The sequence below is a fragment of the Desulfoluna sp. genome, assembly GCF_030145185.1.
Taxonomy (GTDB): Bacteria; Desulfobacterota; Desulfobacteria; order Desulfobacterales; family Desulfolunaceae; genus Desulfoluna.
In genome coordinates this window covers 10654-32385 of record NZ_JAQYWB010000046.1, presented here as the reverse complement: position 1 = coordinate 32385, position 21732 = coordinate 10654, and the positions used below count along the sequence as shown (strand labels likewise).

Below are 21732 nucleotides of genomic sequence, written 5' to 3'. Positions count from 1 at the left end.
CAGAAGATGGGTACACTCGGCTCGCCCGAAGGGTTAAAAAAGCGAGTAGAAAACGGTGAATCACATTTTGCGTTTTTGAAATGTCTATATTTTGTCTTGCTCATTTTCTCATGAAATATCTGGGCTAAAACAAAATTTCCATGGCCTGGGCCACATGGCGAACGCCGCTGACCTTCAGACCGTCGATCTTTTTCAGCCGCTTGGCCCCTGATTCCGGGACAATAAAATGGGTAAACCCCATCTTCTGGATCTCAGCGGCGCGTCCCTCCAGCTGGCTGATACCCCGCACCTCACCCGTGAGACCCACCTCCCCTAAGACCACGGCCCCTTCGGGGAGGGGACGGTCCAGGAAACTGGAGGCTGTGGCCGCCAGGATCGCCAGGTCCACGGCGGGCTCGGTAATGCGCACCCCCCCGGCCACGTTCATAAAAATATCGAGGCCGGCCAGGTTCATGCCCATCTTCTTCTCCATCACAGCCACAAGAAGGGCCACGCGGTTGCTGTCCAGGCCGAGTACCGTGCGCCGGGGGGTGCCCAGGCCAGAGCGACTCACCAGCCCCTGGATCTCCACAAGGATGGGACGGGTCCCCTCCATGCTGGCCGTCACCACCGAACCGGGGGCGTTCTCCGGGCGTTCAGCCAGGAACAGGGCCGACGGGTTAAGCACCTGAACCAGCCCGCCTCCACGCATTTCAAAGACACCGATCTCGTTGGTGGAGCCAAACCGGTTTTTCACGGCGCGAAGCACCCGAAAGATGTGGTTGGTATCGCCTTCAAAATAGAGCACGGTGTCTACCATGTGCTCCATGATACGCGGGCCGGCAATGGCCCCGTCTTTGGTCACATGGCCCACCAGAAAAATGGGAATCCCACTTTTTTTGGCCATCACCATCAGCTTCATGGTGGTCTCCCGGACCTGGCCAACACTCCCCGGCGCCGAGGAGAGCTCGGCGTTGTACATGGTCTGAACCGAATCGATAACCACCGCCGCCGGTTTCTGGGTGGCAAGAATAGACAAGATGGCGTCCACGTGAATCTCCGTCACCACGAACAGGCTCTCCGCCGAGACCCCCAAGCGCTGGCTCCGAAGATGAATCTGACCCTTGGACTCCTCGCCGGAGACGTAAAGAACCCGGCGCCCATTCTGTGCCAGGCCATCTAAAACCTGGAGCATCAGCGTTGACTTGCCAATACCGGGGTCTCCGCCGATTAAAACGAGAGATCCCGCCACAATGCCGCCCCCCAACACCCGATCGAACTCCGGGATGCCTGAGGGCATACGCGGCTCTTCCAGGGTTTCGATGGCGAGAATACTCTCCGGTTCAGGCACCGCCACGCCCCGCTTCGAAGGGGCCGACTGGAACCGATCGCCGTCCTCCACCACTTCTTCGGCAAGGGTGTCCCACCCCCCGCACTCCGGGCAGCGCCCCATCCATTTTGGGGCCTGATACCCGCACGATTGGCAACTGTAGAGGCTTTTTCTTCTCTTTTTCACGGTGTCAATTCACCCCGGATTCTGGTAAGATGGCTGGCCTGTAACGGCAGTCGTAAAGCATGCCGATGCGGGCAATAGGAGGCCGTATCGACTTCCTTGCGTTTGTACCATTTTTGCCCGACATCTTCAAATGATGGTCGCGTGGACAGTGGCCGAAATCGCACCGATGAACGGCCACAAATTCCTGGGCGACCCCACTTCTCCTGTGATCGGTAAAAACGATGATTGACTACCACATCCACACATTATTGTGCAACCACGCCGAAGGAGACATCCGAAGCTACGTGGAAGCGGCGGTTCGAGCCGGCTTAAGCGAAATCTGCTTTCTTGAACACTTCAGCCTTGACACAAACAGCACGGCCCATGCCATGCACCCCAACGAGGTGCCCCTTTATGTCTATGCCGTCCAGGAAATGAAGAGAGCCTATCAAGACCGCATTACCATCCGCACCGGACTGGAGATCGACGTCTCCCCGGAAGCCATCCCCGCCCTTGAGCACATCATCCAGACCTTTGATTTTGACCTCATCGGAGGGTCGATTCACTTTGTAGACGGGGTCAATATCGCCAGCCGTCGACACGCAGCAGCCCTCTCTACCCCGGAGTTCCAATCCCTCTGCAGGCGCTACGTTGAAAGGGTCCGGGAGATGGTAGAGACGCCCTTCTTTGATGTGGTGTGCCACCTGGATGTCATCAAGAAAAATGGACGCCCCCTTCCCGAGGATGTCCAGGCAGGGCTCTTGGAGATCATCGACCGCATGGCCGAAAAGAATCTCGCCCTGGAGGTAAACACCGGAGGCCTCACCCACCCGGCCAACGCCTGCTACCCGGCCAAGACACTTTTGGCCCATGCCATCTCTCTCGGGATCCCCCTCACCACCGGCTCTGATGCCCACACCGCCCAACGGGTGGGGGCCGGTCTTGCCACGGCCATTGAAACCCTGCAAGAGTTGGGCGCCACACACCTGGCCCAATTCGAAAAACGGCGACGGACCCTCGTGCCCATTGCCCCGACCCCTTAGGAGCCTCCATGACCCAACGACTGCTCATCCCCTTGTTCCTGACCCTGCTGCTCTTCGGCGCGCTGCCGCCCTCCGGACATGCCATCGTCAAGAGCCCCGACCCCTTTAAATCGGTGCGAGCGCGACTGGTCAAAGATGGGTTTCCCCAGGAAAAAGTGGACCTCTACTTCCAGGAGGGCGCCCGCCTGTTCGCTGTGAAAGGGGTCTCCGGCTACTTCATGCACAACGAAAGCAAGCTGAATTACGGGCGGTTCCTTAAAGAGAGCGCCCTGGACACCGGTCGCCGCTACCTCAAAGGTCACCAGGCCGTCCTCGACGCCACCGAGGCCGCTTATGGCGTGGACAAAGAGATCATTACCGCCGTGTTGATGGTGGAAACGGCCCTGGGGTCCTACATCGGCAGCAGCCGGGTCTTCGAGATTCTGGCCACCCTGGCCTCCCTGTCAAACGATGACGCCAAAGCCCGACTCTGGAAAGCCGTCCCGGCGAACCGTCGCATCACCCGAAAACGGTTTGAAAAAAAGACAAAAGACAAATCAGAGTGGGCCTACCGCGAACTCAAAGCGCTGCTTCGCTACGGCGACCAGGTGGGGAAAGACCCGCGCACCTTTATCGGTTCCTACGCGGGTGCCATGGGCATCTCGCAGTTCATGCCGAGCCGTATCCTGCAGCTCGGGGTCGACGGGGACAAGGACGGACAGGTCGATCTTTACACCCATGAAGATGCTATCGCCAGTGTGGCCAACTACCTCCGCCACTTCGGCTGGAAACCCGGCATTGAAAAAGAGAAGGCACTTCGCGTGCTGATGCGCTACAACCACAGTATCTATTATGCCAGAACCCTTCACGACATAATGGACGCCCTGAAACGCCAATCATAAGGATTTATGACATCATGACCAGCTCCACCTTCTTCACCTGGATCATCATCGGGTTTGTCTTCTTCGCCCTCACCATGCTCGCCTTTGCGGACGTGGCCCGAAAAGATTTCGGCTCCACCGGGAAAAAGGCCCTCTGGGCCATCATTACCCTCCTCCCCTTTGTGGGCTGGCTCATCTATGTTGTCCTGGGAATGCGACGGGGCACGATCCCCCCAAGCAACGAAGAGATTTAAAGACGCTGCAGCAGATAGAGAAAAAGGGGGGCGCGGCTGATCCGCTTGAGGGCCGTAAACTCGGCCATGGTGGTCCGCCGGTGTGCGTGATCTTTCAAGGGAGAGAGGTAAAGGGGAGCATCCCGCGTGTCACGCGAGGCGACAAAACAGGACAGGCTTTCGTGGTGGGAGGGGGGCAGGGCGTCTCCCGTTACCATATTGAGGGAAACGGAAACATTGCGGCACCGGCGCATCACCTCGTCGGCCCGTTTCACGGCCTCTTTCACCAGAGCGACCGGGGTCGGACGCCCGAGATAATCGAGGGTGGGTGGATCCAGGGACTCCACACCGGTGTTGATGGCCACGTTAAAGGGAAGATGGTCCAAAGCCTCCCAACCCGCCTCCGAAACGTTCAACAGCGCATGGGGACTCCCAAAAAGAAAGAGAGAGGGACGATCGGCCATCCGACCGTCACCGGAAAAGAGCGTTTCACACGCCTCGGCCGCGGCCACCACCGGGCCTTCCCCGGCAGCCAGGGCGTCATGTTCTCCTAAAAACACCCCCCCCATATGGATCAGATCGGCCTTGAAATGATCGGAGAAAGAGGCCACCTGCTCGGTCACATGGTCCGGTGCCTCCACAGCAAAGGTCTGAGAGGACTTCACCTCGCAGAACCTGCAGTGATACAGGCACCCGCGGGCCAGGCGAAGGGGTAGAATATCGTAGTCCACGTGGCGACAGTCTGGAGGCAGCACGGTCAGGGGGCCATGGGTCAGCTCATGAAATCTGTCTGCCTGGGAGGCCAGGGTGTCTTTCTGATTTTTCCGGGCAACACAGGAAAGAAAAGCCGCCCCTTCCGGCGGGAGCTCCTCAGCCACCTTTTCGGCCCACGCCGTCAGCGTCTCCAGGGCCTGAAGCACCGCCCGCAATGTTTCGGCGGGATAGGCTTTCTCTCCGATCACCGGGTTACTGTGATACGGGAAAATCGGAATATAGTGTTCGCCGATGGCTGAAAAAGCCCCGTTGTAGCCTCCCGACGAATAGTAAACCCAGTCCCCACCCGCGGTGCGCTTAAACCAGTCGGTGTGCTCATGCCAGGTCCCGGGGCGCCCCTGAACAAAGCGAATCACCCCTTCCGCGCTGAATTGAAAAAGATACGAGGGCGTTCGAATTTCATGAAACAGGCCGTACCGTACCGGCCAGCTCGCTTTGAGGTAACGCTGGGCCCCCACAAGCCCCCACCGGACCTGGATTCCATCGCGTGAAAACCCCTGAACCCTGTTCTTCATATCCGCCCTCAAAAAAAAAAACGCCCCATACGCCTTACCGGCATCATGGAGCGTTTTAGAAATCAACACCGGCATCACACCCTTAACCCGAGTATTTCACGAGTTGGGTGCGCTCATATGCAAGGCATCAGAGCTGAAGATGTAGTGGTTTACCTCAAAGCTCTGATAACGCGGCAGATGAGTGCCCCCGGCTCGCCCGAAGGGTGAGAAAATCAGACAGAATACCGTGGATTACGTTTTGCATTTTTGAAACAACTAAAAATACCCCCGCAAAACACTGCAATTATTGACTTTTCTTTAGGCCTGATTGCTTTCTCATGAAATATCCGGGTTAATCCTGGCCTCCCAGGGTGTAGGTGGAACACGTGCCACTGGAACATTTACGTTTCTGGATCCCAGGCTGGCTGGAGGGGTTTCCGCCGGAAGAGGCGCCCATCTTGATGTTCATGGTGCTGATGACCCGTTCAAAAGTCTGGGAACCGCACTTGGGACACTTCAACTCCTCCTCGTCCTTTTTACCCATGACGAGCAGTTCAAAAAACTCTTCACACTTGCTGCACTTAAATTCGTAAATGGGCATAAAATCTCCCTGCCTTTTTCATCATGAAACCACGGCACCGCCGCAGGTCGTATCCAAAATCATCCCGCACAGGGCGGGTTTAAATTTGCCGTCAGTTCCGTATATTATCTGCACTTTTCGCCTGTTGTCAAGGCCGGGAGGACCGGGACACAGAGCGATCGCATCTCGTTTTGCCTCCGGCAGCCAGGAAAAGCCCGCCAGACCCCATGCGCTCATTTTTTCATATGATTACAACTGTCACCTGCCCGACCACAGAAACCTGTTTATCAAACCCAGCTCATACACGCTGGCAAAAAATGGATCCCCGGCAGGGCCGCCGGAGGCTTTTTTTACCCCGCGTTTTCCAGCATCTCACGGGCGTGATCCAGGGTAGCCCGAGTCACCTCGACCCCACCGAGCATCCGAGCCATTTCAGCCACACGGCCCTCGTCGGAGAGGGGGGTGATGGAGGTGCAGGTGCGCCCCTTGACTACCTGTTTTTCAATGCGGTAATGATGGGTTCCGAACTTGGCGATCTGGGGAAGGTGGGTGATGCAGAGCACCTGATGGTGATGTGAAATCTCTTTGATCTTCATGCCCACCACTTCGGCCACCCCGCCGCCAATTCCGGCGTCCACCTCGTCGAAGACCACCGTACCCACGGCGTCTCCTTCGGCAAGGATGGTCTTCACCGCCAGCACCACGCGGGAAAGCTCACCGCCCGAGGCGATCTTTGTCAGGGGTTTTTCCGTCTCCCCCACGTTGGGAGCGATCATAAACACCGCCCGGTCCATACCGGCCTCCCCCAGGCGAGCCCCTGCGGGGCCTTCCGCCGTGGAGCCGGACTCGGCCCCCAGGGGCGCAACGGCCACATGGAATTGGGCGCGGGGCATCTCCAGGTTTTTCAGCTCCTTCTCCACAAGAGAGGAGAGGGTCACGGCGGCCTTCTTTCTCTTATCAGAGAGGCGAACGCACTGGGCATGAAGCGCTTCTCGGGCCTGCAAAATGGCCGCATCCAGCCCCTCCATCTCCACCTCAAGGGTCTCCAGGGAGGCCAGCTCGTCGTCGATGGCCCGTTGGCGATCCAGAAGCGCCGAAAGATCGGCGGAGGCTCCCACGTACTTTCGCTTGAGTTTGTTGACAAAATCAAGACGCTCCTCCACAGCATCCAGGGCCCGTTCATCCACGGTGATCCCATCGCGATACTGCTGAAGATTGCGGGACAGATCCTCCACCTGATAGCAGAGCTCTTCGGCTTCGGAGAGAAGAGGGGCCATGCCGCCATCGGCGCCGGCTCCCTTCTCCAGCTCTTTTTTCAGCTGGGTCACACGCTCGTAAACCGCCCCTTCCGCCGTATAAAGGGTTGCCACCCCATCATTTGCGGTGCGCAGAAGCGTCTCCGCATTTTTCAGACGCAGGCGCTCCGCCTCAAGAAAGGCATCCTCATCGGCCTCAAGGGCAGCGGCATCCAGCTCCTCTTTTTGAAACCGAAGGAGCTCTTCCTGCTCTTTCTGCCGTTTTTTCAAGGCCTCTTTTTTTCGACGTGTCTCAAGGAGAGGGGCCAGGGCGTGGAAGGCTTTGCCCACCTTGTCGCGCAAGGGAATCAACCCCGCAAAGCGATCCAGGAAAAGAAGGTGGAGCTCTTCTTTCAGCAGGGCCTGATGGGCATGCTGGCCGGAGATGCTGGCCAGGTTTTCCGTGAGCTCGGCCAGGAGCTGCATGGTGGCCAGCCGGCCGTTAATATACACGCGATGGCGATCCGTGGAGGAGATGACCCGGCGCACGAGAAGCCCCTCGGCGGGATCGTGCCCCATGGCGGATAAGATCTCTGAGGTGTCACTCCCGTCCGGAACGGAAAAACGCCCCTCGACTTCGGCGGAAGATTCTCCGGTGCGCACAAGGGCCGCCGAGGCCCGTCCGCCAAGAAGTAAATTTAATGCATTGATGATAATCGATTTTCCCGCGCCAGTCTCCCCGCTCAGGACCGTCAGGCCCTCAGAAAAAGAGATGGAGAGATCATCGATGATGGCAAAATGTCGAATGGAAAGATCTGTGAGCATGGGCGATGCCTTCCCCCAAAGTTGACGTGGTGTCCATAAAACACAGCAGCGCGCACAGGCGTAGCGCGTCGGTATGTTATGTCACAGCATCCCCTGTTTGTAAAGCTGTCTGCCTTCGGCCAAAATCAGAACAAAAAATATTAATTTCAAAGCCTTGCGGCAATACAGCCCTTAAAATAACGACCTTTTTGAACGCCTGTCAAAACACCCGACCCAAAAATCAGGGCGAAAAGCCTTTGATAAAGGCCCCCAGCTTTCCACACTCCCGTTCCAGAGAGGCCAAGTCCGCCTCGAGGGTCAGAAAGGTCTTATTTCGCCCGGATTTTTCAAGTTTGGAGGCCGCTTCGGCCGCAGGCTTGGCGGCAAGGTAGGTCAAACTCCCTTTCAAGGCGTGGGCGGCTTGTTCCAGGGACTCGCCATCCCCTATACCCGCCGCATCACGGATGGCCCCCATCATCCCCTCAAATTCACCGACAAAATCGGCCAGGCAATCGCGGACCAACTCCCGATCCTCACCCATAATTTCCATCAACTCGTCAACATTGATGGGGGCCTCTTCAGAGATACGTACCATATCTACCATAGTGATTGAGTTCCTTGTCATGACGGGTTGACCTGGAGGTCAGAGCGTTCCGGTCACAAAAAACACCTGCCTCACAGGGCCGTTACGAATAAAAAATTATACCAGAACCTTTTTCACAGGGTCAAAACAAATCATGGGCGTGGCTCACGCCACGCCCATGAAAAAAGGACACACCCAAAATAAAGAAGCCTCGCATCGCAGGCGAATCAGATATTGATCACCTTGTCCGCCACCTGAAGGCTGGTGACAATATCGAGCATGTTGGTGGTCTGACCCGCGCCCTTTTCCGCCATCAACCCGAAATGTTCCAGGCAGGTGCCACAGACCAGAAGGCTGACGCCTTGTTTCTCCAACGCCTTGAACTCTGCCAGGGTATCGGTGTCACGGCAGACCAGCTTGACCCCATCGTTTACCAGCATGATGCGCCAGAGGCTGTCGCCCATCTCAGGCAAGGTCTTTAAAAAATTCAGCATCAGCTTCCTGCCGAGTTCCAGATCCCCGGTCCCAATCGTGCTGTGGGTAATCATCAGCACCACGGAACCGGCGGCCCCCTGACTCTCGCCTGCAGCAGGCAAGCTTTGGGCGTCGGTGCGCTGCCCGCAAAGCCGGTAAAGCGCCCCCTCTTCTTTCACCGCAACGACAAACCCCTGGCCTTCCAAAAAGCGGGTCACATTCTCCGCCGCCGCCTGATTATCCAACACCACGGCAAGCTGAAGGCAATCGGCCGTCTCTTCCAGGTACGCCTTGGTCCGAATCACGGGCTGAGGGCACGAAAGCCCTTTAAAATCGAGTTCTTTCATATTTATCCTTCTGACTGCTAAAAAAACCGGGTTCCACAGGCGATACATCACCCAGTTCCGGTACGCCTTTTCACAGGGGAATCATGCCAACCTGATATCTTATTCAAACCTGTCAGATGCCGGCCCAGACCCAGGGGGTTCCAGCCAAGGCAAGCACCTCAAAGCCAAAACCCGGGTTGGAGACCCGACATTTTTCAAATAAACGCCACCGCACCGAAACCTGTCCAATTGTTTTTATCGATACAAACCCGCCTTTCCATAGGATTCTTGCCATACGGCCCTTCAGAGTTTTTTGGTGACAGGGGCAAATTGATAGGTGTATATATCACACAACCGTCCTTGATAAGCCTGAAAAGACGGCCTATATTCATGCGTTTTTCAGGAGGTGACATGCCCATGAAACCCCTTGCGCTGTTCGCATCGATTGCGTTCCTCGTCGGATGCTCTGCCTGTGCCGCCGGTGGAAAAACACCGGTCACCACAAACCATTTCTACGAAGAGGGGGCTCAGGCCCTCACAAAGGGAGACCGGTCCGCAACAAAGGGATGCAACACGGGAGCCATCAAATATTATTTCACGGCGGTGGAGCTGTTCACCCTCGCCGACGCCCCGGAAGCCCTGGCCACCTGTTACAACAACATCGGCACCCTTTATACAGGGGAAGGCAAACGTGCAGACGCCCTTGCATACTATCGTGAAGCACAGGCCATTCACACCCGAATGAACAACCTTCAAGGCAACATCAGGGTGCTGACAAACATCGCCACGGCCTATCTCGCGGACGGAACCCCGGACAAGGCGGAAGCGTCCCTGAACCAGGCCGACACCCTGGCAACCGAAGGCCAGATCACCTGGCCGCAGAGCACCATCACCCGTGCCAGCCTCATGCTGCACAGGGGCGATGCCACAGGAGCCCTGGCCCTTCTCCTGGACCTGAAGACGACAATAGGGGCCCCTGAAGCCTCCCTTGCGGCGTCCCTTCATTTTACCCTGGGCCGAAGCTTTTTTGCCCTCACACACCACGAAGAGGCCCTCGCCGAATTTTCAAAGGCCCTGGACGTGGACCGAAAACGGGGCGCCCTTCACCTGATGGCGACGGATCTTCGAGAGATGGGACGCTGCCTTGCGGCCATGGATCGAAAAGACGAAGCGATCTGGCACCTGGAACGAGCCCTGCGGATTACCACGCTCCTGGGAGCCACGGGCGAACAGAAGGTGCTGCAGGAATTAGTCATCGAACTCACCGGAAACACAGAGGCAGCGCCCTTGTCTGTCTCCGGCTATTTTATAGAGCGTTGGACCCACGGAGACAGTTTCGCCGCGCCTTGCGACTGACCCGATATCCCAAGACATCAAAACGGACACCTTAAAACCTATGGAATCAACGGAAATCAACACAGAGATGGTCAAACGCCTGACGCGTGACGGCCAGGAATACATCATCATCGGCACCGCCCACGTATCCCGGGAAAGCGCCGAGCTGGTGGAACACATGATTCAAGAAGAGACCCCGGACACCGTCTGCGTGGAGCTCTGCCAGGCACGTTACCAATCCATGACCGACAGCGACAGCTGGCGCAACATGGACATCATCAAGGTGATCCGTGAAAAGAAGGCCTTCCTCCTGCTTGCCAACCTGCTTTTGGCCTCCTTTCAAAAAAAAGTGGCCGCAAAGTTCGATATCCGACCCGGCGAAGAGATGATCCGTGCGGTGGCCAAAGCGGACGAAATCGGAGCCACGCTGGTGCTTGCCGACCGAAACGTCCAGACCACCCTCTCCAGAGCCTGGAACTCCATGGGATTCTTCAAAAAGATGTCCCTGCTCTTTCAGATGCTCCTCTCTGTGGGCAGCGCGGACGAGATCGAAGAAGAGGAGATCGAAAAGCTGAAAAATCAGGATATGCTGGAGAGCGTGTTAGAAGATGTGGGCAAATCCCACCCGGCCCTTCGAGAAATCCTCATCGATGAACGGGACCGCTACCTCGCCCACAAAATCCGCCACGCAGGGGGCGAAAAAGTCCTGGCCGTCGTGGGGGCCGGACACCTCGCCGGCATCCTGCGCTATTTTGACGACACCATCGACACCTCCGAGCTCGATCAGGTTCCCCCGCCGGGAAAGACCGGAAAGATCATTAAATGGGGCCTGCCCCTGATGGTCACCGCGTTTATCGTCTACGGATTCTTCACAGGCGGTGCCGAGGCCGGTGCAGGCATGATGGGCTGGTGGATCGCCGCCAACGGAATCCTTGCCGGTATCGGAGCCATCATCGCCTTTGGTCATCCCGCCACCATCATCTCAGCCGTCTTAGCCGCCCCTTTGACCTCCCTGAACCCCATGATCGCCGCAGGCTGGGTCTCGGGCCTGGTGGAGGCCTTTGTGAGCAAGCCCAAGGTCATGGACTTCGAAACACTCGGTGACGATATCCTCTCCGTGCGAGGCTTCTGGCACAACAAGGTAACCCGCGTCCTCCTCGTCGTGGTCTTTACCAACCTCGGCAGCACCCTGGGCACTGCCGTGGCCCTGCCCATGATGGCCCGGATCCTTCACGGGTAAGAAATCAAAACAAGGGCCTCTGCTCACGCCCATCGCCAAGGGCCAGAGCGATGTGATGCCGCCCCGACAGGACTAAAAAACACAAAAACCGGGCCATGGAAGCAACGCTTCCATGGCCCGGTTTATTTTTGTAAGAAGAAACACACAGGCGTTACCCGGCAGGCAGGATCTCCACCACGCGCGTGCCCTGGTGCTCCACCACCTTAAGGCGGCCTTCGGCATACAGGCGAATGCATTCGGGGAAGAGGCGCCACTCTTCGGCGAGCCCTTTCTCCTTCACGGCATCCAGATCGTCTCCGGGAAGAATGGGAAAGCTGCTCTGGCCGATGATGGGACCGGAATCTTCGCCATAGTCCACGAAATGCACGGTACAGCCGCCCACTTTGCACCCGTAACGGAAGGTGTCGCCGTATCCATCGGTCCCTGGAAAGGCCGGAAGAAGGGCGGGGTGAATGTTCATGATCCGGGGAAGATCGGAGCCGGTGGTAAAACCGTCGATAAAATAGGGGGTAAACACCCTCATAAACCCGGCCAGCACGAGAAGGTCCAGCTTGTACGGAGCCAGCTGGGCCAAAAGATCCGCTTCTGCGATGGCCCGCTTTTCAAGAAAGCCTTTCAGGGCGGCCGGCGCCGCGCCTTTCATCAGGCTCTGCCGGTCTGCCACAGCCTCCAGGGAGAAATCATCCGGCGCGGGAACCCCCTCTTTCCAGCGGGCAAAATGGGCACTGTAATCGGTCACAAAGGTAGGAATCCCTGCCTTTTCAGCGCGGTTTAGCCCCCCCGCCCCAGAGTTGTCCGCGCCCACGCAGACGATCTCCACGTCCAGAACTCCCACGGACACGGCGTCCATAATCGCCTGGAGATTGGACCCCCCACCGGAAACCAGCACCCCTATTTTCATCTTTGAATTCTCTTTGATCCGACTCATTTTTCTGCAACTGTTCCTTCTTCAGCAACCCATCATGATTGTTGATGATCGTCTCTTTTCTTTTGACCACCCCGAGCCATTTCCCTATACTCCGTACTTTGGACCTTCCTTCACGTCAGAAGGCCCCTCTCCACGCCGAACCCGGCACATCGGGAACGGCTATAATCCAGGAGTAACGGATGGATACCCACATTGCACGGCAACCGATCTTCGACACCCAAAAGCAGGTCTACGGTTATGAGCTTCTCTTTCGAAACGGTCCGTACAATGCCATGCCCGATAATGTAGACGGAGACACGGCCACCTCTCAGCTCCTCTCCAGCAGCTTCTTTACCATAGGCATCGACACCTTAACAAACGGAAAGTACGCCTTTATCAACTTCACTGAAAAGCTGATAAGCACTGGAATCCCCAATCTTTTCCCCTGGAAACAGACCGTCATCGAAGTTCTGGAGACCGTACCCGCCACCCCCGAGGTGATGCGGGCGCTCGCCTCTGCACGAGCCCAGGGGTACATGGTGGCGCTGGATGATTTCGTCCTGAATGCCGACTCCAGCCCCCTGCTCGACGTGGCCGACATCATCAAGGTGGATCTCATCGACACCCCTCTGGACAGAGCCGAAACACTGGCCACCACCGCCCGGAAGCGGGGCATCACCCTCCTGGCGGAGAAGGTGGAAACCGAGGCGATGTTCACCCGTGCCCAAGAGATGGGGTTTTCGCTCTTCCAGGGTTACTTTTTCTGTCGCCCTGAGATCATCTCGGGCAAAGAGATTCCCGCCGCGAGCCTCACCCTGCTCCAGCTGGTGGCGGAGATGAGTCACCCCGAGGTCGATATGGAGACCATTGAACAGCTGGTGGTCAAAGACGTGGCCATCGTCTACAAGCTCCTCTCCCACCTCAACAGCGCATGGTTCGGAATGCGAGTCCCGGTCGCCTCCCTCAAAGAGGCCCTGCGGATGCTGGGGGTAGACGAAATCCGACGCCTCATCGGCCTCATCGTCATGAGCAAGATCGCCTCCCAGGCCCCGACAGAGCTGCTCCGGGTCTCCGCCATACGCGGGCGCCTGTGCGAGCTGGCCGGTCAAAGCGCCTCCCTGACCACCGAGCCCTCGGAGCTGTTCACTCTGGGCATCTTCTCCCTGATCGACGCCATTTTACAGCGCCCCATGGACGAGGTGCTGGCCCACCTGCCCCTCTCCCCGGCCACCGTCTCCGCCCTCACCGAGGGATCCGGCCCCCTGGCCCCCTTTCTCCACTTTGCCCAATCCTTTGAGCAGGGGCACTGGGCGGAGATGACCCATGCGGCCCAGGCCATCCATCTTCCGGAGAAACGCATCGGAGAAATCATCATCGACACCCTCTCCTGGAGCCACAGCCTGCCCATCTGATTCAGCCTGCCCGTCGGACTCAGCGGCCTCCCAAACGGTGGCCCGCGCCCACGGGAAAAGCCTCCCATCGCCGGGGCCTGCCGCCACAACCCTTCCACATTTGAGCCAAAGGGAGTATACTCACAAAGATTGTTTTTCAGCACCCGGCCCCTAAAAAAACGACGCCACCCCCCGGTATCGCTTCCTCAGCCCGGGATTCCCGACAGGCGCCACTTGACAAGCCCGTGAAGCGTAAATATATTTCAACGCAAAGAAAATCATTAAAAAAACAAACCATATCAAATAAAGGAAAACGATCATGGCTGAAGGTATTCTCGATATTACCGATGACACATTTGAAACTGAAGTTATGAGCGCCGACCTACCCGTTGTTGTAGACTTCTGGGCCCCCTGGTGCGGACCCTGCCGAGCCATCGGCCCCATCATGGAAGAGCTCTCCAGCACTTACAGCGGCAAGGTAAAATTTGTAAAATGCAACGTGGATGACAACCCACTTTCACCCAGCCGCTACGAAGTGCGTGCCATTCCCACCCTGCTCTTCGTCAAGGGCGGGGAGATTGTGGACACCATCACCGGCATGACCGCCAAGGCAAAGCTGGAAGAGACCATCGGTAAAATGCTCTAAGACTGACTTAGATGTCTGTGTAAAACCATCTCCGCCACGCCCCGAAAACGCTGTGGCTTTATGCTTTTGCACCGGCCTATTTCACGACGGAACCACTCAATCGGATCATCGGCCCGGCACATCTCACCCCTCGGGCGAGGTGCGGGGCCGTATCGCCCTTTACGCCCGGCAATTCTGGATGGAAGATATGGCAGAGACCCACTACGACTTGATTATCATCGGCGGCGGCCCCGCCGGCCTCACGGCAGGCATGTACGCGTCCCGCGCACGCCTCAACACGGTCCTGGTAGAAAAAGTAGCCACCGGCGGCCAGATTCTCATCACCGACTGGATTGAAAACTACCCCGGCTTTCCCGAGGGCATCAGTGGCCCCGATCTTTCCGACAAAATGCTGGAACAGGCCCGGCAGTTCGATCTCCAATTCGAATACGGTGAAGTGGAAAAGGTGGAGCTGGAAGGTGCCGTAAAATCCATCACCATCGGAGACAAGGTGCTCACGGCAAAAGCCGTCATCATCACCACCGGTGCCTCTCCCCGCTCCCTCCACGTGGGTGAAGAAAAATTTCACGGCAAAGGGGTCTCCTACTGCGCCACCTGTGACGGCCCTTTTTACAAGGACAAAACCGTTGTGGCCGTCGGCGGAGGAGATACCGCGGTCCAGGAAAGCCTCTACCTCACCAAGTTTGCTAAAAAAGTTCACCTCGTGCATCGACGTGACCAGCTTCGAGCCGCCAAGATTCTGCAGGAACGCGCCCTTGCCAATGACAAAATCGACATGGTCTGGGACTCCGTGGTCACCGGTATGGACGGTCTCTTTGGCGTGGAAAATGTCACGGTAAAGAACGTGAAGACCAACGAAGAGACCAAGATCGCAGCCGCCGGCTGTTTTATCTGGATCGGCATTCTTCCCAACACCGATTTCCTGGGCAACGCCCTGGAAATGGATGAATGGAATTTCATTAAAGCCGATGCCAACATGGCCACCAGCATTCCCGGTGTGTTTGCCGCCGGTGACGTTCGCAGCACCCCCCTGCGCCAGATCGCCACAGCCGTCGGTGACAGCGCCATTGCAGCCATCTCGGCTGAACACTATATTGAAGGGCACTGATCCATGAAGCGTTTGATCTCCTTCTCACTCGTCGTCTTTGTTGCGCTCACCTTTCTCGCCTGCGGACCTAAAAACAAGCAGGAGAAGCTGGCCCCTGAGTTGGCTGCAGATGCCAAGGTCCAGTTTGATAAAGAGCGCTACAAACAAGCCATCGATATCTACACCAAACTCCGGGACTGGTACCCCTTCGACAAGCTGGCGATTGAGGCGGAATACAACATCGCCGAGGCCCACTTCAATATGGAAGAGTACGATGAAGCGGCCCTTGCCTACGCAGAGTTCGAAAAACTCCATCCCCGGCATGGGTCCATCGACTACATCATCCACCAACAGGCCCTCTGCTATTTCAACCGCCTGGACACGGAAGACCGGGATCAAACCCATGCGATCAAAGCGCTCTCTATTTTTACCCGTCTCATGAAGCAATTCCCGGAGAGCGATTACATCAAAAAGGCAGAAGAAAAAAGGACGGCCTGCCTCAAAAGCCTGGCCGACCACGAGATGTACGTCGGGCGCTATTACCTGAAAAATAAAAAATATAAAAGTGCCCTCCACCGCTTTCAAACCGTCCTCGATGCCTACCCCGGCATAGGGCTTGACACCGAAGCCGAAGAACTGAGCGCCCGTGCCAAGGATAAACTGGCGGAAGAGCCAGAGGACAAATAGTCGTGGACCTTTCATTTATGCAGGTCTTGCCCTCTTTTGGTTTGATCTGAAGCGATAAAAAGACTTTACACGGCCTCACTTTTGTTTTATACAGACTCGTTATTTTTTTACGTCACCTGAAGCATTGACGGGTTCGTAAAAAAGAGCCGGTAAACCACTTGTGTCTTGCCGAATGGATATCCGGCCTGCCGGCCGTTTTACAAAGCCATCAACGTGAAAAAAGGAGTGTGTAACATGTCCAAGATGTGTGAAATATGTGGTAAAAAACCGATGGTTGGCAACAACGTGAGCCATGCCCACAATGTCAACAAACGCCGTTTCAATCCCAATCTTCAGAGCGTTCGTGCCATGAAAAACGGCGTCGCGAAGAAGATGACCGTTTGCACCAACTGCATCAAAAGCGGCAACGTGATTAAAGCACCCAGATAATGCTTTGAATCGCTTGCGTGATCGTGCTTGTAAAAAATCAGGTTTAAGCGCTTCACAGCGCATGGACGTGTTGCCGTACGGGTGTTTTACTTTGCAGTCCCCGGAACACAGATGAACCGACAGTTTACATTTCACATCATGCCTACGTTTCGCCCGCAGAAGACCTCAGGCTCTCTTGACGCCCGCCGTGACCGATTCAAGAGGGCCTGTAGTGTTTTCTCACCCCGGGCGACGATTGCTGCTCAACCCGTCGTTTTCTCTTATGATAGATGATGCCCTCCCCTTCTCCACGCACAAAAAAATTGCGAAAAATCTAAAAAAGGTTATGATACCGAAACCGGAGTCCTGGCCCATACGGGCCCCCGATCCCCACGTCTGAAAAGACCATATTATAGGGTCCCCACTCCGAGATCGATAAACCCCACGGCACACGCCTTGCCGGATTTATCCCTTGTTTCCAACCCATGAATCGGATTTTCAGGAGCGTTGTTTCACCGCTATGGATATGGATGTAAAACGATATGATGCGGATGCGATTGAGGTTCTGAAAGGCCTTGACCCCGTCAGGCGCCGGCCTGGGATGTACACCGACACCGAGCGCCCCAACCACCTCGCCCAGGAAGCCATCGACAACAGCGTGGATGAAGCCATCGCTGGCTACGCCGACAAGGTCTCGGTGGTGTTGTTCGAAGACGGATCGCTGGAGGTCAGCGACAACGGCCGTGGCATGCCCGTGGACATTCACCCCATCGAGGGAATCACCGGGGTCGAGCTCATCATGACCCGGCTCCACGCCGGAGCCAAGTTTTCGGGCAAAAACTACCAATTTTCCGGCGGTCTCCACGGCGTGGGCGTCTCTGTGGTCAACGCCCTGTGCAACAGGGTCGAGGTAGAGATCCGGCGGGACGGCAAGAAATACGCCATCGCCTTTGAACACGGTGAAACCGTGGAGCCCCTCACCCAGACCGGTGAGGTCGGCCGCCGCAACACAGGGACCACGGTCCACTTCTGGCCGGACCCCAGCTACTTCGACTCCCCGAAATTCTCCGTTCGGCGCCTGATCCATATCCTCAAAGCAAAGGCCGTCTTGTGCAAAGGGCTCACCGTCTGCTTCCGAGACATCCCCGGTGGCGAGAAGCACCAGTGGCATTATGAAAACGGCCTCTCCGCTTACCTGACCGAGAGTCTGGGGGACGTGGAACAGGTCCCGTCACCGCCCTTTATGGGGGAAATCGAAGCGGAGGGCGAATTCGCCTCCTGGGCCGTCACCTGGCTCCCCGACGGAGGAAGCGTCCTCGCCGAAAGTTACGTCAACCTCATCCCCACGGCACAGGGAGGCACCCACGTCAATGGCCTGAGGAGTGGACTCCTGGCGGCGATGCGCGAATTCTGTGAGATCCACAAACTGCTTCCGCGCGGAGTACGCCTGGCCCCGGAGGACATCTGGGACAGCTGCGCCTACGTCCTCTCGGTCAAAATGGAAGACCCCCAGTTTTCAGGGCAAACCAAAGAGCGCCTCTCATCCAGACAGATTGCCGCCTATGTCTCGGGCATCGCCAAGGACGCCTTCAGCCTCTGGCTCAACCAGCACACGGCGGAAGGGGAATTTCTGGCGGAGCTGGCCCTGGACAAAGCCCAGAAACGCATGAAGGCCGGAAAGAAAGTGGCGCGGAAGAAAATCACCCAGGGCCCCGCCCTTCCCGGCAAGTTGGCGGACTGCGTGGAAACCGATATCACCCGAACGGAACTTTTTCTGGTGGAGGGAGACTCCGCCGGCGGGTCGGCCAAACAGGCCCGAGACCGCCAGACCCAGGCCATCATGCCCTTGAGGGGCAAAATCCTGAACACCTGGGAGGTGGAGGCTGAGATGGTCTTGAACTCCAAGGAGATCCATGACATCGCCGTAGCCTTAGGGGTGGACCCCGGCTCCGACGACCTCAAACAGCTCCGCTACGGAAAGGTCTGCATCCTGGCCGATGCCGACTCCGACGGCCTGCACATCGCCACCCTGCTCTGCGCCCTCTTCCTCAAACACTTCCGCCCTCTGGTGGAAGAGGGGCACGTTTATGTGGCTATGCCGCCCCTGTTCCGCATCGATATCGCCAAAGAGGTCTATTACGCGCTGGACGAGTCGGAAAAACAGAGCATCCTGGACCGCATCGCCAAAGAGAAAAAACGCGGCACCGTCAACGTGGTCCGATTCAAGGGCTTAGGGGAGATGAACCCCCTGCAGCTCCGGGAGACCACCATGGCCGAAGACACCCGCAGGCTGCTTCAGCTCACCACAGGGGATGAGGAGAACACCCCCGATGCCATGTTCGACATGCTCCTGTGCAAAAAAAGAGCCGGAGACCGACGCCACTGGCTGGAGACCAAAGGCAACCTTGCCGACGCCAACACCATGATCATTTAAGCCTGAATGACGACCGGCGCTAAAAAAAACCACAATCTTAAGGGACACGAGGCGACCCACCCCTCTCCCATCAGGATGCACGGATGAAACACGAAACACACTTCACCGAAGAGGGTGGCGAACAGCAACCCATCAAACATTTTGCCGAGGACGCCTACCTGGAATACTCCATGTACGTCATCCTCGACCGCGCCCTGCCCCACATCGGCGACGGTCTGAAACCCGTTCAACGGCGTATTATCTACGCCATGAGCGAGTTGGGCTTAAAAGCCACCTCCAAATACAAAAAATCGGCCCGTACCGTGGGCGATGTCCTGGGCAAATTCCATCCCCACAGCGACTCCGCCTGTTACGAGGCCATGGTGCTCATGGCCCAGGATTTTTCGTATCGTTACCCCCTGGTCGACGGCCAGGGAAACTGGGGAGCTCCGGACGATCCGAAATCCTTTGCCGCCATGCGATACACCGAGTCCCGGCTCTCCCCCTATGCCCAGGTGCTCCTGGATGAGGTGGGCCTGGGCACCGTCTCCTGGGTTCCCAACTTCGACGGGACGCTTAATGAGCCCTCCGTGCTTCCGGCCCGGCTCCCCAACCTCCTGTTGAACGGCACCACCGGCATCGCCGTGGGCATGTCCACGGACATCCCTCCCCACAACCTGAGGGAGGTGGCCGCAGCCTGCATCCACCTGCTGGACGACCCCGAGGCCACGACAAGCGACCTTCTCACCCACATCAAGGGGCCTGATTTCCCCACAGAAGCCGAAATCATCACCCCGGCCGAAGACCTCCGAAAGATGTATGAAACCGGTCATGGCTCCATCAAAATGCGTGCCATCTGGTCCCAGGAAAACGGGGACATGGTCATTACCGCCCTCCCTTATCAGGTCTCCGGTGCCAAGCTGATCGAGCAGATCGCCGCTCAGATGCAGGCCAAAAAACTGCCCATGGTGGCGGACCTGAGGGACGAGTCGGATCACGAAGCCCCCACCCGCATTGTGGTGGTTCCCCGCTCCAACCGGATCGACAAAGAGGCCCTGATGGACCACCTCTTTGCCACCACCGACCTGGAACGCAACTACCGGGTTAACATCAACGTCATCGGCACCTCGGGCAAACCACAGGTCAAAGGGCTCGTCCAGCTCCTCGCCGAGTGGCTGGAGTTCCGGAAAGAGACGGTGACCTCCCGCCTCACCCATCGCCTCGAAAAGGTCAGAAGCCGACTTCACCTGTTAGACGGCCTGTTGGTGGCCTTCCTCAATATCGATGAGGTCATCGCCATCATCCGAAGCGAAGACAAGCCCAAGCCTGTCCTTATGGAGCGTTTTGCCCTCTCCGAACGCCAGGCCGAAGCAATCCTTGAGTTGCGCCTGCGCCATCTGGCAAAACTGGAGGAGATAAAAATCCGGGGCGAGCAGGAAGAGCTGGCCAAAGAGCGGGAGGGCCTCGAAAAAGTCCTGGGCTCCAGCAAGCGCCTCATCAAGATGATTCAAAAAGAGATCAAAGATGACGCCAAAGCCTACGGGGACGACCGGCGATCCCCCGTGGTGAAGCGACAGGAAGCCCAGGCCCTCTCTGAAAAAGACCTCATGCCCACGGAGCCCGTCACCCTCATCCTCTCTAAAAACGGATGGATTCGCTCCGCCAAAGGCCATGATGTGGACCTCTCCCGGATCAAATACAAGGCCGGAGATGAGCTCCTCTGCGCAGCCGAAGGCAAAAGCTCCCAGTTCGCCGCCTTCATCGACTCCACGGGCCGCAGCTACAGCCTGGAATCTCATACCCTGCCCTCGGCCCGAAGCCAGGGAGAGCCCCTCACCGGCCGCTTCACGCCACCGACCGGGGCCACCTTCGACCACATGCTCATCGGCCGACGGAAAACCCACCTCCTCCTCGCCTCGGATGCAGGCTACGGGTTCATTGCCCAATTCTCGGATCTCTTAAGCAAAAACAGGGCTGGCAAAGCGCTCCTCACCCTGCCCGCAGGGGCCAGCCCGATCCCGCCTCTGTCCGTTCCTGAACTGGACGAGACCCTTTTGGCAGCCATCACCAGCGAAGGTCGCATGATCATCTTCCCCTTGAAGGATCTCCCCGTACTTCCCAAGGGCAAAGGAAACAAGATCATCAATATCCCCACTGCCAAGGCAAAATCAGGGGAGGAGCAACTGATCCGCCTCTTCACCCTGAAAAAAGAGAGCAGCATCATCATCTACGCAGGCAAACGCCACCTCACCCTCAAGCCGGGGAACGTCGCCGAATACATCAGCTCCCGAGGCCTAAGGGGAAAAAAACTCCCCCGTGGCTACCAGAAAGTCGACCGCGTGGAGGTCAAAGAATCCGAACAGCCCATGCTGATCGGATAACAGAGTCGTGCCTCCGGCGGCAAGGTGACGCCACGTTGAAAGCGGGTTTGCGAATGCTCTTCGGCGACGGGTACTCCGGGGGCCTCGCTTCCGCGACGGCTGAGGGGTGGCAACGGCTGTCGCAAGGGCATGATGCCGGTGCTTCAATGCCAATTCACGGGTTAACATGAACCGGAATAACTCAGGCGGCCTGACTGAGACGTGTCCGTAACCGTCCATGCCCCTCCCCAAACCCAAAACGCCCTGCCGACATCGGCAGGGCGTTCCCTATTCCCTATTCCCTATTCCCTATTCCCTATTCCCCACTCACTATTCCCTATTCCCTATTCACTATTCCCTATTCACTATTCACCACTC

Annotated in this window: 19 protein-coding genes; 12 read left to right on the top strand and 7 right to left on the bottom strand. The window is 57.2% G+C overall.

Annotated features, from left to right (window positions below):
* Positions 1 to 124: 124 nt before the first annotated feature.
* Positions 125 to 1495: a DNA repair protein RadA gene (gene radA, locus Q1Q75_RS15145; RefSeq protein WP_300672318.1), complete on the bottom strand. Its 1371-nt coding sequence runs from the start codon at positions 1493 to 1495 to the stop codon at positions 125 to 127.
* Positions 1496 to 1716: 221 nt separating this feature from the next.
* Here radA and Q1Q75_RS15140 point away from each other — a divergent pair, with 221 nt between their 5' ends.
* From Q1Q75_RS15140 to Q1Q75_RS15130, 3 genes are read left to right on the top strand one after another with little or no spacing between them, the layout of a single operon-like run.
* A complete protein-coding gene (locus Q1Q75_RS15140; RefSeq protein ID WP_300672316.1) occupies positions 1717 to 2517 on the top strand; it encodes a histidinol-phosphatase in 801 nt (266 codons plus the stop codon).
* An 8-nt stretch (positions 2518 to 2525) separates the two neighbouring features.
* Complete coding sequence (locus Q1Q75_RS15135; RefSeq protein ID WP_300672314.1) at positions 2526 to 3398, top strand: lytic murein transglycosylase; 873 nt, start codon at positions 2526 to 2528, stop codon at positions 3396 to 3398.
* A gap of 14 nt (positions 3399 to 3412) precedes the next feature.
* Entirely contained in the window at positions 3413 to 3631 is a 219-nt protein-coding gene (locus tag Q1Q75_RS15130; RefSeq protein ID WP_300672312.1) for a PLDc N-terminal domain-containing protein, read from the top strand.
* Here Q1Q75_RS15130 and Q1Q75_RS15125 read toward each other — a convergent pair.
* From Q1Q75_RS15125 to yedF, 5 genes are all read right to left on the bottom strand, one after another.
* Positions 3628 to 4899, bottom strand: a complete 1272-nt coding sequence (locus tag Q1Q75_RS15125; RefSeq protein ID WP_300672310.1) for a radical SAM protein — start codon at positions 4897 to 4899, stop codon at positions 3628 to 3630. The two genes, Q1Q75_RS15130 and Q1Q75_RS15125, sit on opposite strands and share 4 nt — an antisense overlap.
* A gap of 331 nt (positions 4900 to 5230) precedes the next feature.
* Positions 5231 to 5479, bottom strand: coding sequence for a zinc ribbon domain-containing protein (locus tag Q1Q75_RS15120; protein WP_300672308.1), 249 nt, complete (start codon positions 5477 to 5479; stop codon positions 5231 to 5233).
* A 329-nt stretch (positions 5480 to 5808) separates the two neighbouring features.
* Positions 5809 to 7518, bottom strand: coding sequence for a DNA repair protein RecN (gene recN, locus Q1Q75_RS15115; RefSeq protein WP_300672306.1), 1710 nt, complete (start codon positions 7516 to 7518; stop codon positions 5809 to 5811).
* Between the two features lie 220 nt (positions 7519 to 7738).
* The gene (locus Q1Q75_RS15110; protein WP_300672304.1) at positions 7739 to 8101 is read right to left on the bottom strand and encodes an Hpt domain-containing protein; all 363 of its coding nucleotides are present in this window, start codon (positions 8099 to 8101) and stop codon (positions 7739 to 7741) included.
* 206 nt (positions 8102 to 8307) lie between these two features.
* Complete coding sequence (gene yedF / locus Q1Q75_RS15105) at positions 8308 to 8901, bottom strand: sulfurtransferase-like selenium metabolism protein YedF (RefSeq protein WP_300672302.1); 594 nt, start codon at positions 8899 to 8901, stop codon at positions 8308 to 8310.
* Positions 8902 to 9291: 390 nt separating this feature from the next.
* On the opposite strand from yedF, the gene Q1Q75_RS15100 reads away from it, so the two are divergent.
* The gene (locus tag Q1Q75_RS15100) at positions 9292 to 10236 is read left to right on the top strand and encodes a tetratricopeptide repeat protein (RefSeq protein ID WP_300672300.1); all 945 of its coding nucleotides are present in this window, start codon (positions 9292 to 9294) and stop codon (positions 10234 to 10236) included.
* Between the two features lie 40 nt (positions 10237 to 10276).
* A complete protein-coding gene (locus Q1Q75_RS15095; RefSeq protein WP_300672298.1) occupies positions 10277 to 11455 on the top strand; it encodes a TraB/GumN family protein in 1179 nt (392 codons plus the stop codon).
* 151 nt (positions 11456 to 11606) lie between these two features.
* On the opposite strand, the gene purN is transcribed toward Q1Q75_RS15095, so the two are convergent.
* Complete coding sequence (purN, locus tag Q1Q75_RS15090; RefSeq protein ID WP_300672296.1) at positions 11607 to 12383, bottom strand: phosphoribosylglycinamide formyltransferase; 777 nt, start codon at positions 12381 to 12383, stop codon at positions 11607 to 11609.
* 179 nt (positions 12384 to 12562) lie between these two features.
* On the opposite strand from purN, the gene Q1Q75_RS15085 reads away from it, so the two are divergent.
* From Q1Q75_RS15085 to parC, 7 genes are all read left to right on the top strand, one after another.
* A complete protein-coding gene (locus Q1Q75_RS15085; protein ID WP_300672294.1) occupies positions 12563 to 13774 on the top strand; it encodes an EAL and HDOD domain-containing protein in 1212 nt (403 codons plus the stop codon).
* A 298-nt stretch (positions 13775 to 14072) separates the two neighbouring features.
* The gene (trxA, locus tag Q1Q75_RS15080; protein ID WP_300672292.1) at positions 14073 to 14399 is read left to right on the top strand and encodes a thioredoxin; all 327 of its coding nucleotides are present in this window, start codon (positions 14073 to 14075) and stop codon (positions 14397 to 14399) included.
* Positions 14400 to 14586: 187 nt separating this feature from the next.
* Complete coding sequence (gene trxB / locus Q1Q75_RS15075) at positions 14587 to 15507, top strand: thioredoxin-disulfide reductase (protein WP_300672290.1); 921 nt, start codon at positions 14587 to 14589, stop codon at positions 15505 to 15507.
* Positions 15508 to 15510: 3 nt separating this feature from the next.
* Positions 15511 to 16173, top strand: a complete 663-nt coding sequence (bamD, locus tag Q1Q75_RS15070) for an outer membrane protein assembly factor BamD (protein WP_300672288.1) — start codon at positions 15511 to 15513, stop codon at positions 16171 to 16173.
* A gap of 234 nt (positions 16174 to 16407) precedes the next feature.
* Positions 16408 to 16602, top strand: a complete 195-nt coding sequence (gene rpmB, locus Q1Q75_RS15065; protein WP_300672286.1) for a 50S ribosomal protein L28 — start codon at positions 16408 to 16410, stop codon at positions 16600 to 16602.
* A 499-nt stretch (positions 16603 to 17101) separates the two neighbouring features.
* Positions 17102 to 19015: a DNA topoisomerase IV subunit B gene (gene parE / locus Q1Q75_RS15060; protein WP_300672284.1), complete on the top strand. Its 1914-nt coding sequence runs from the start codon at positions 17102 to 17104 to the stop codon at positions 19013 to 19015.
* 83 nt (positions 19016 to 19098) lie between these two features.
* Positions 19099 to 21375, top strand: a complete 2277-nt coding sequence (gene parC, locus Q1Q75_RS15055; RefSeq protein ID WP_300672282.1) for a DNA topoisomerase IV subunit A — start codon at positions 19099 to 19101, stop codon at positions 21373 to 21375.
* Positions 21376 to 21732 lie beyond the last annotated feature (357 nt).

Bases quoted from the DNA above. Each gene is read 5' to 3' on its own strand.
- Q1Q75_RS15125 (WP_300672310.1), bottom strand. From the start codon at position 4,899: ATGAAGAACAGGGTTCAGGGGTTTTCACGCGATGGAATCCAGGTCCGG.
- trxA (WP_300672292.1), top strand. From the start codon at position 14,073: ATGGCTGAAGGTATTCTCGATATTACCGATGACACATTTGAAACTGAA.
- rpmB (WP_300672286.1), top strand. From the start codon at position 16,408: ATGTCCAAGATGTGTGAAATATGTGGTAAAAAACCGATGGTTGGCAAC.
- Q1Q75_RS15140 (WP_300672316.1), top strand. From the start codon at position 1,717: ATGATTGACTACCACATCCACACATTATTGTGCAACCACGCCGAAGGA.
- purN (WP_300672296.1), bottom strand. From the start codon at position 12,383: ATGAGTCGGATCAAAGAGAATTCAAAGATGAAAATAGGGGTGCTGGTT.
- Q1Q75_RS15135 (WP_300672314.1), top strand. From the start codon at position 2,526: ATGACCCAACGACTGCTCATCCCCTTGTTCCTGACCCTGCTGCTCTTC.
- parE (WP_300672284.1), top strand. From the start codon at position 17,102: ATGGATATGGATGTAAAACGATATGATGCGGATGCGATTGAGGTTCTG.
- Q1Q75_RS15110 (WP_300672304.1), bottom strand. From the start codon at position 8,101: ATGGTAGATATGGTACGTATCTCTGAAGAGGCCCCCATCAATGTTGAC.
- recN (WP_300672306.1), bottom strand. From the start codon at position 7,518: ATGCTCACAGATCTTTCCATTCGACATTTTGCCATCATCGATGATCTC.
- Q1Q75_RS15095 (WP_300672298.1), top strand. From the start codon at position 10,277: ATGGAATCAACGGAAATCAACACAGAGATGGTCAAACGCCTGACGCGT.
- parC (WP_300672282.1), top strand. From the start codon at position 19,099: ATGAAACACGAAACACACTTCACCGAAGAGGGTGGCGAACAGCAACCC.
- yedF (WP_300672302.1), bottom strand. From the start codon at position 8,901: ATGAAAGAACTCGATTTTAAAGGGCTTTCGTGCCCTCAGCCCGTGATT.
- Q1Q75_RS15100 (WP_300672300.1), top strand. From the start codon at position 9,292: ATGCCCATGAAACCCCTTGCGCTGTTCGCATCGATTGCGTTCCTCGTC.
- trxB (WP_300672290.1), top strand. From the start codon at position 14,587: ATGGCAGAGACCCACTACGACTTGATTATCATCGGCGGCGGCCCCGCC.
- Q1Q75_RS15085 (WP_300672294.1), top strand. From the start codon at position 12,563: ATGGATACCCACATTGCACGGCAACCGATCTTCGACACCCAAAAGCAG.
- bamD (WP_300672288.1), top strand. From the start codon at position 15,511: ATGAAGCGTTTGATCTCCTTCTCACTCGTCGTCTTTGTTGCGCTCACC.
- Q1Q75_RS15120 (WP_300672308.1), bottom strand. From the start codon at position 5,479: ATGCCCATTTACGAATTTAAGTGCAGCAAGTGTGAAGAGTTTTTTGAA.
- Q1Q75_RS15130 (WP_300672312.1), top strand. From the start codon at position 3,413: ATGACCAGCTCCACCTTCTTCACCTGGATCATCATCGGGTTTGTCTTC.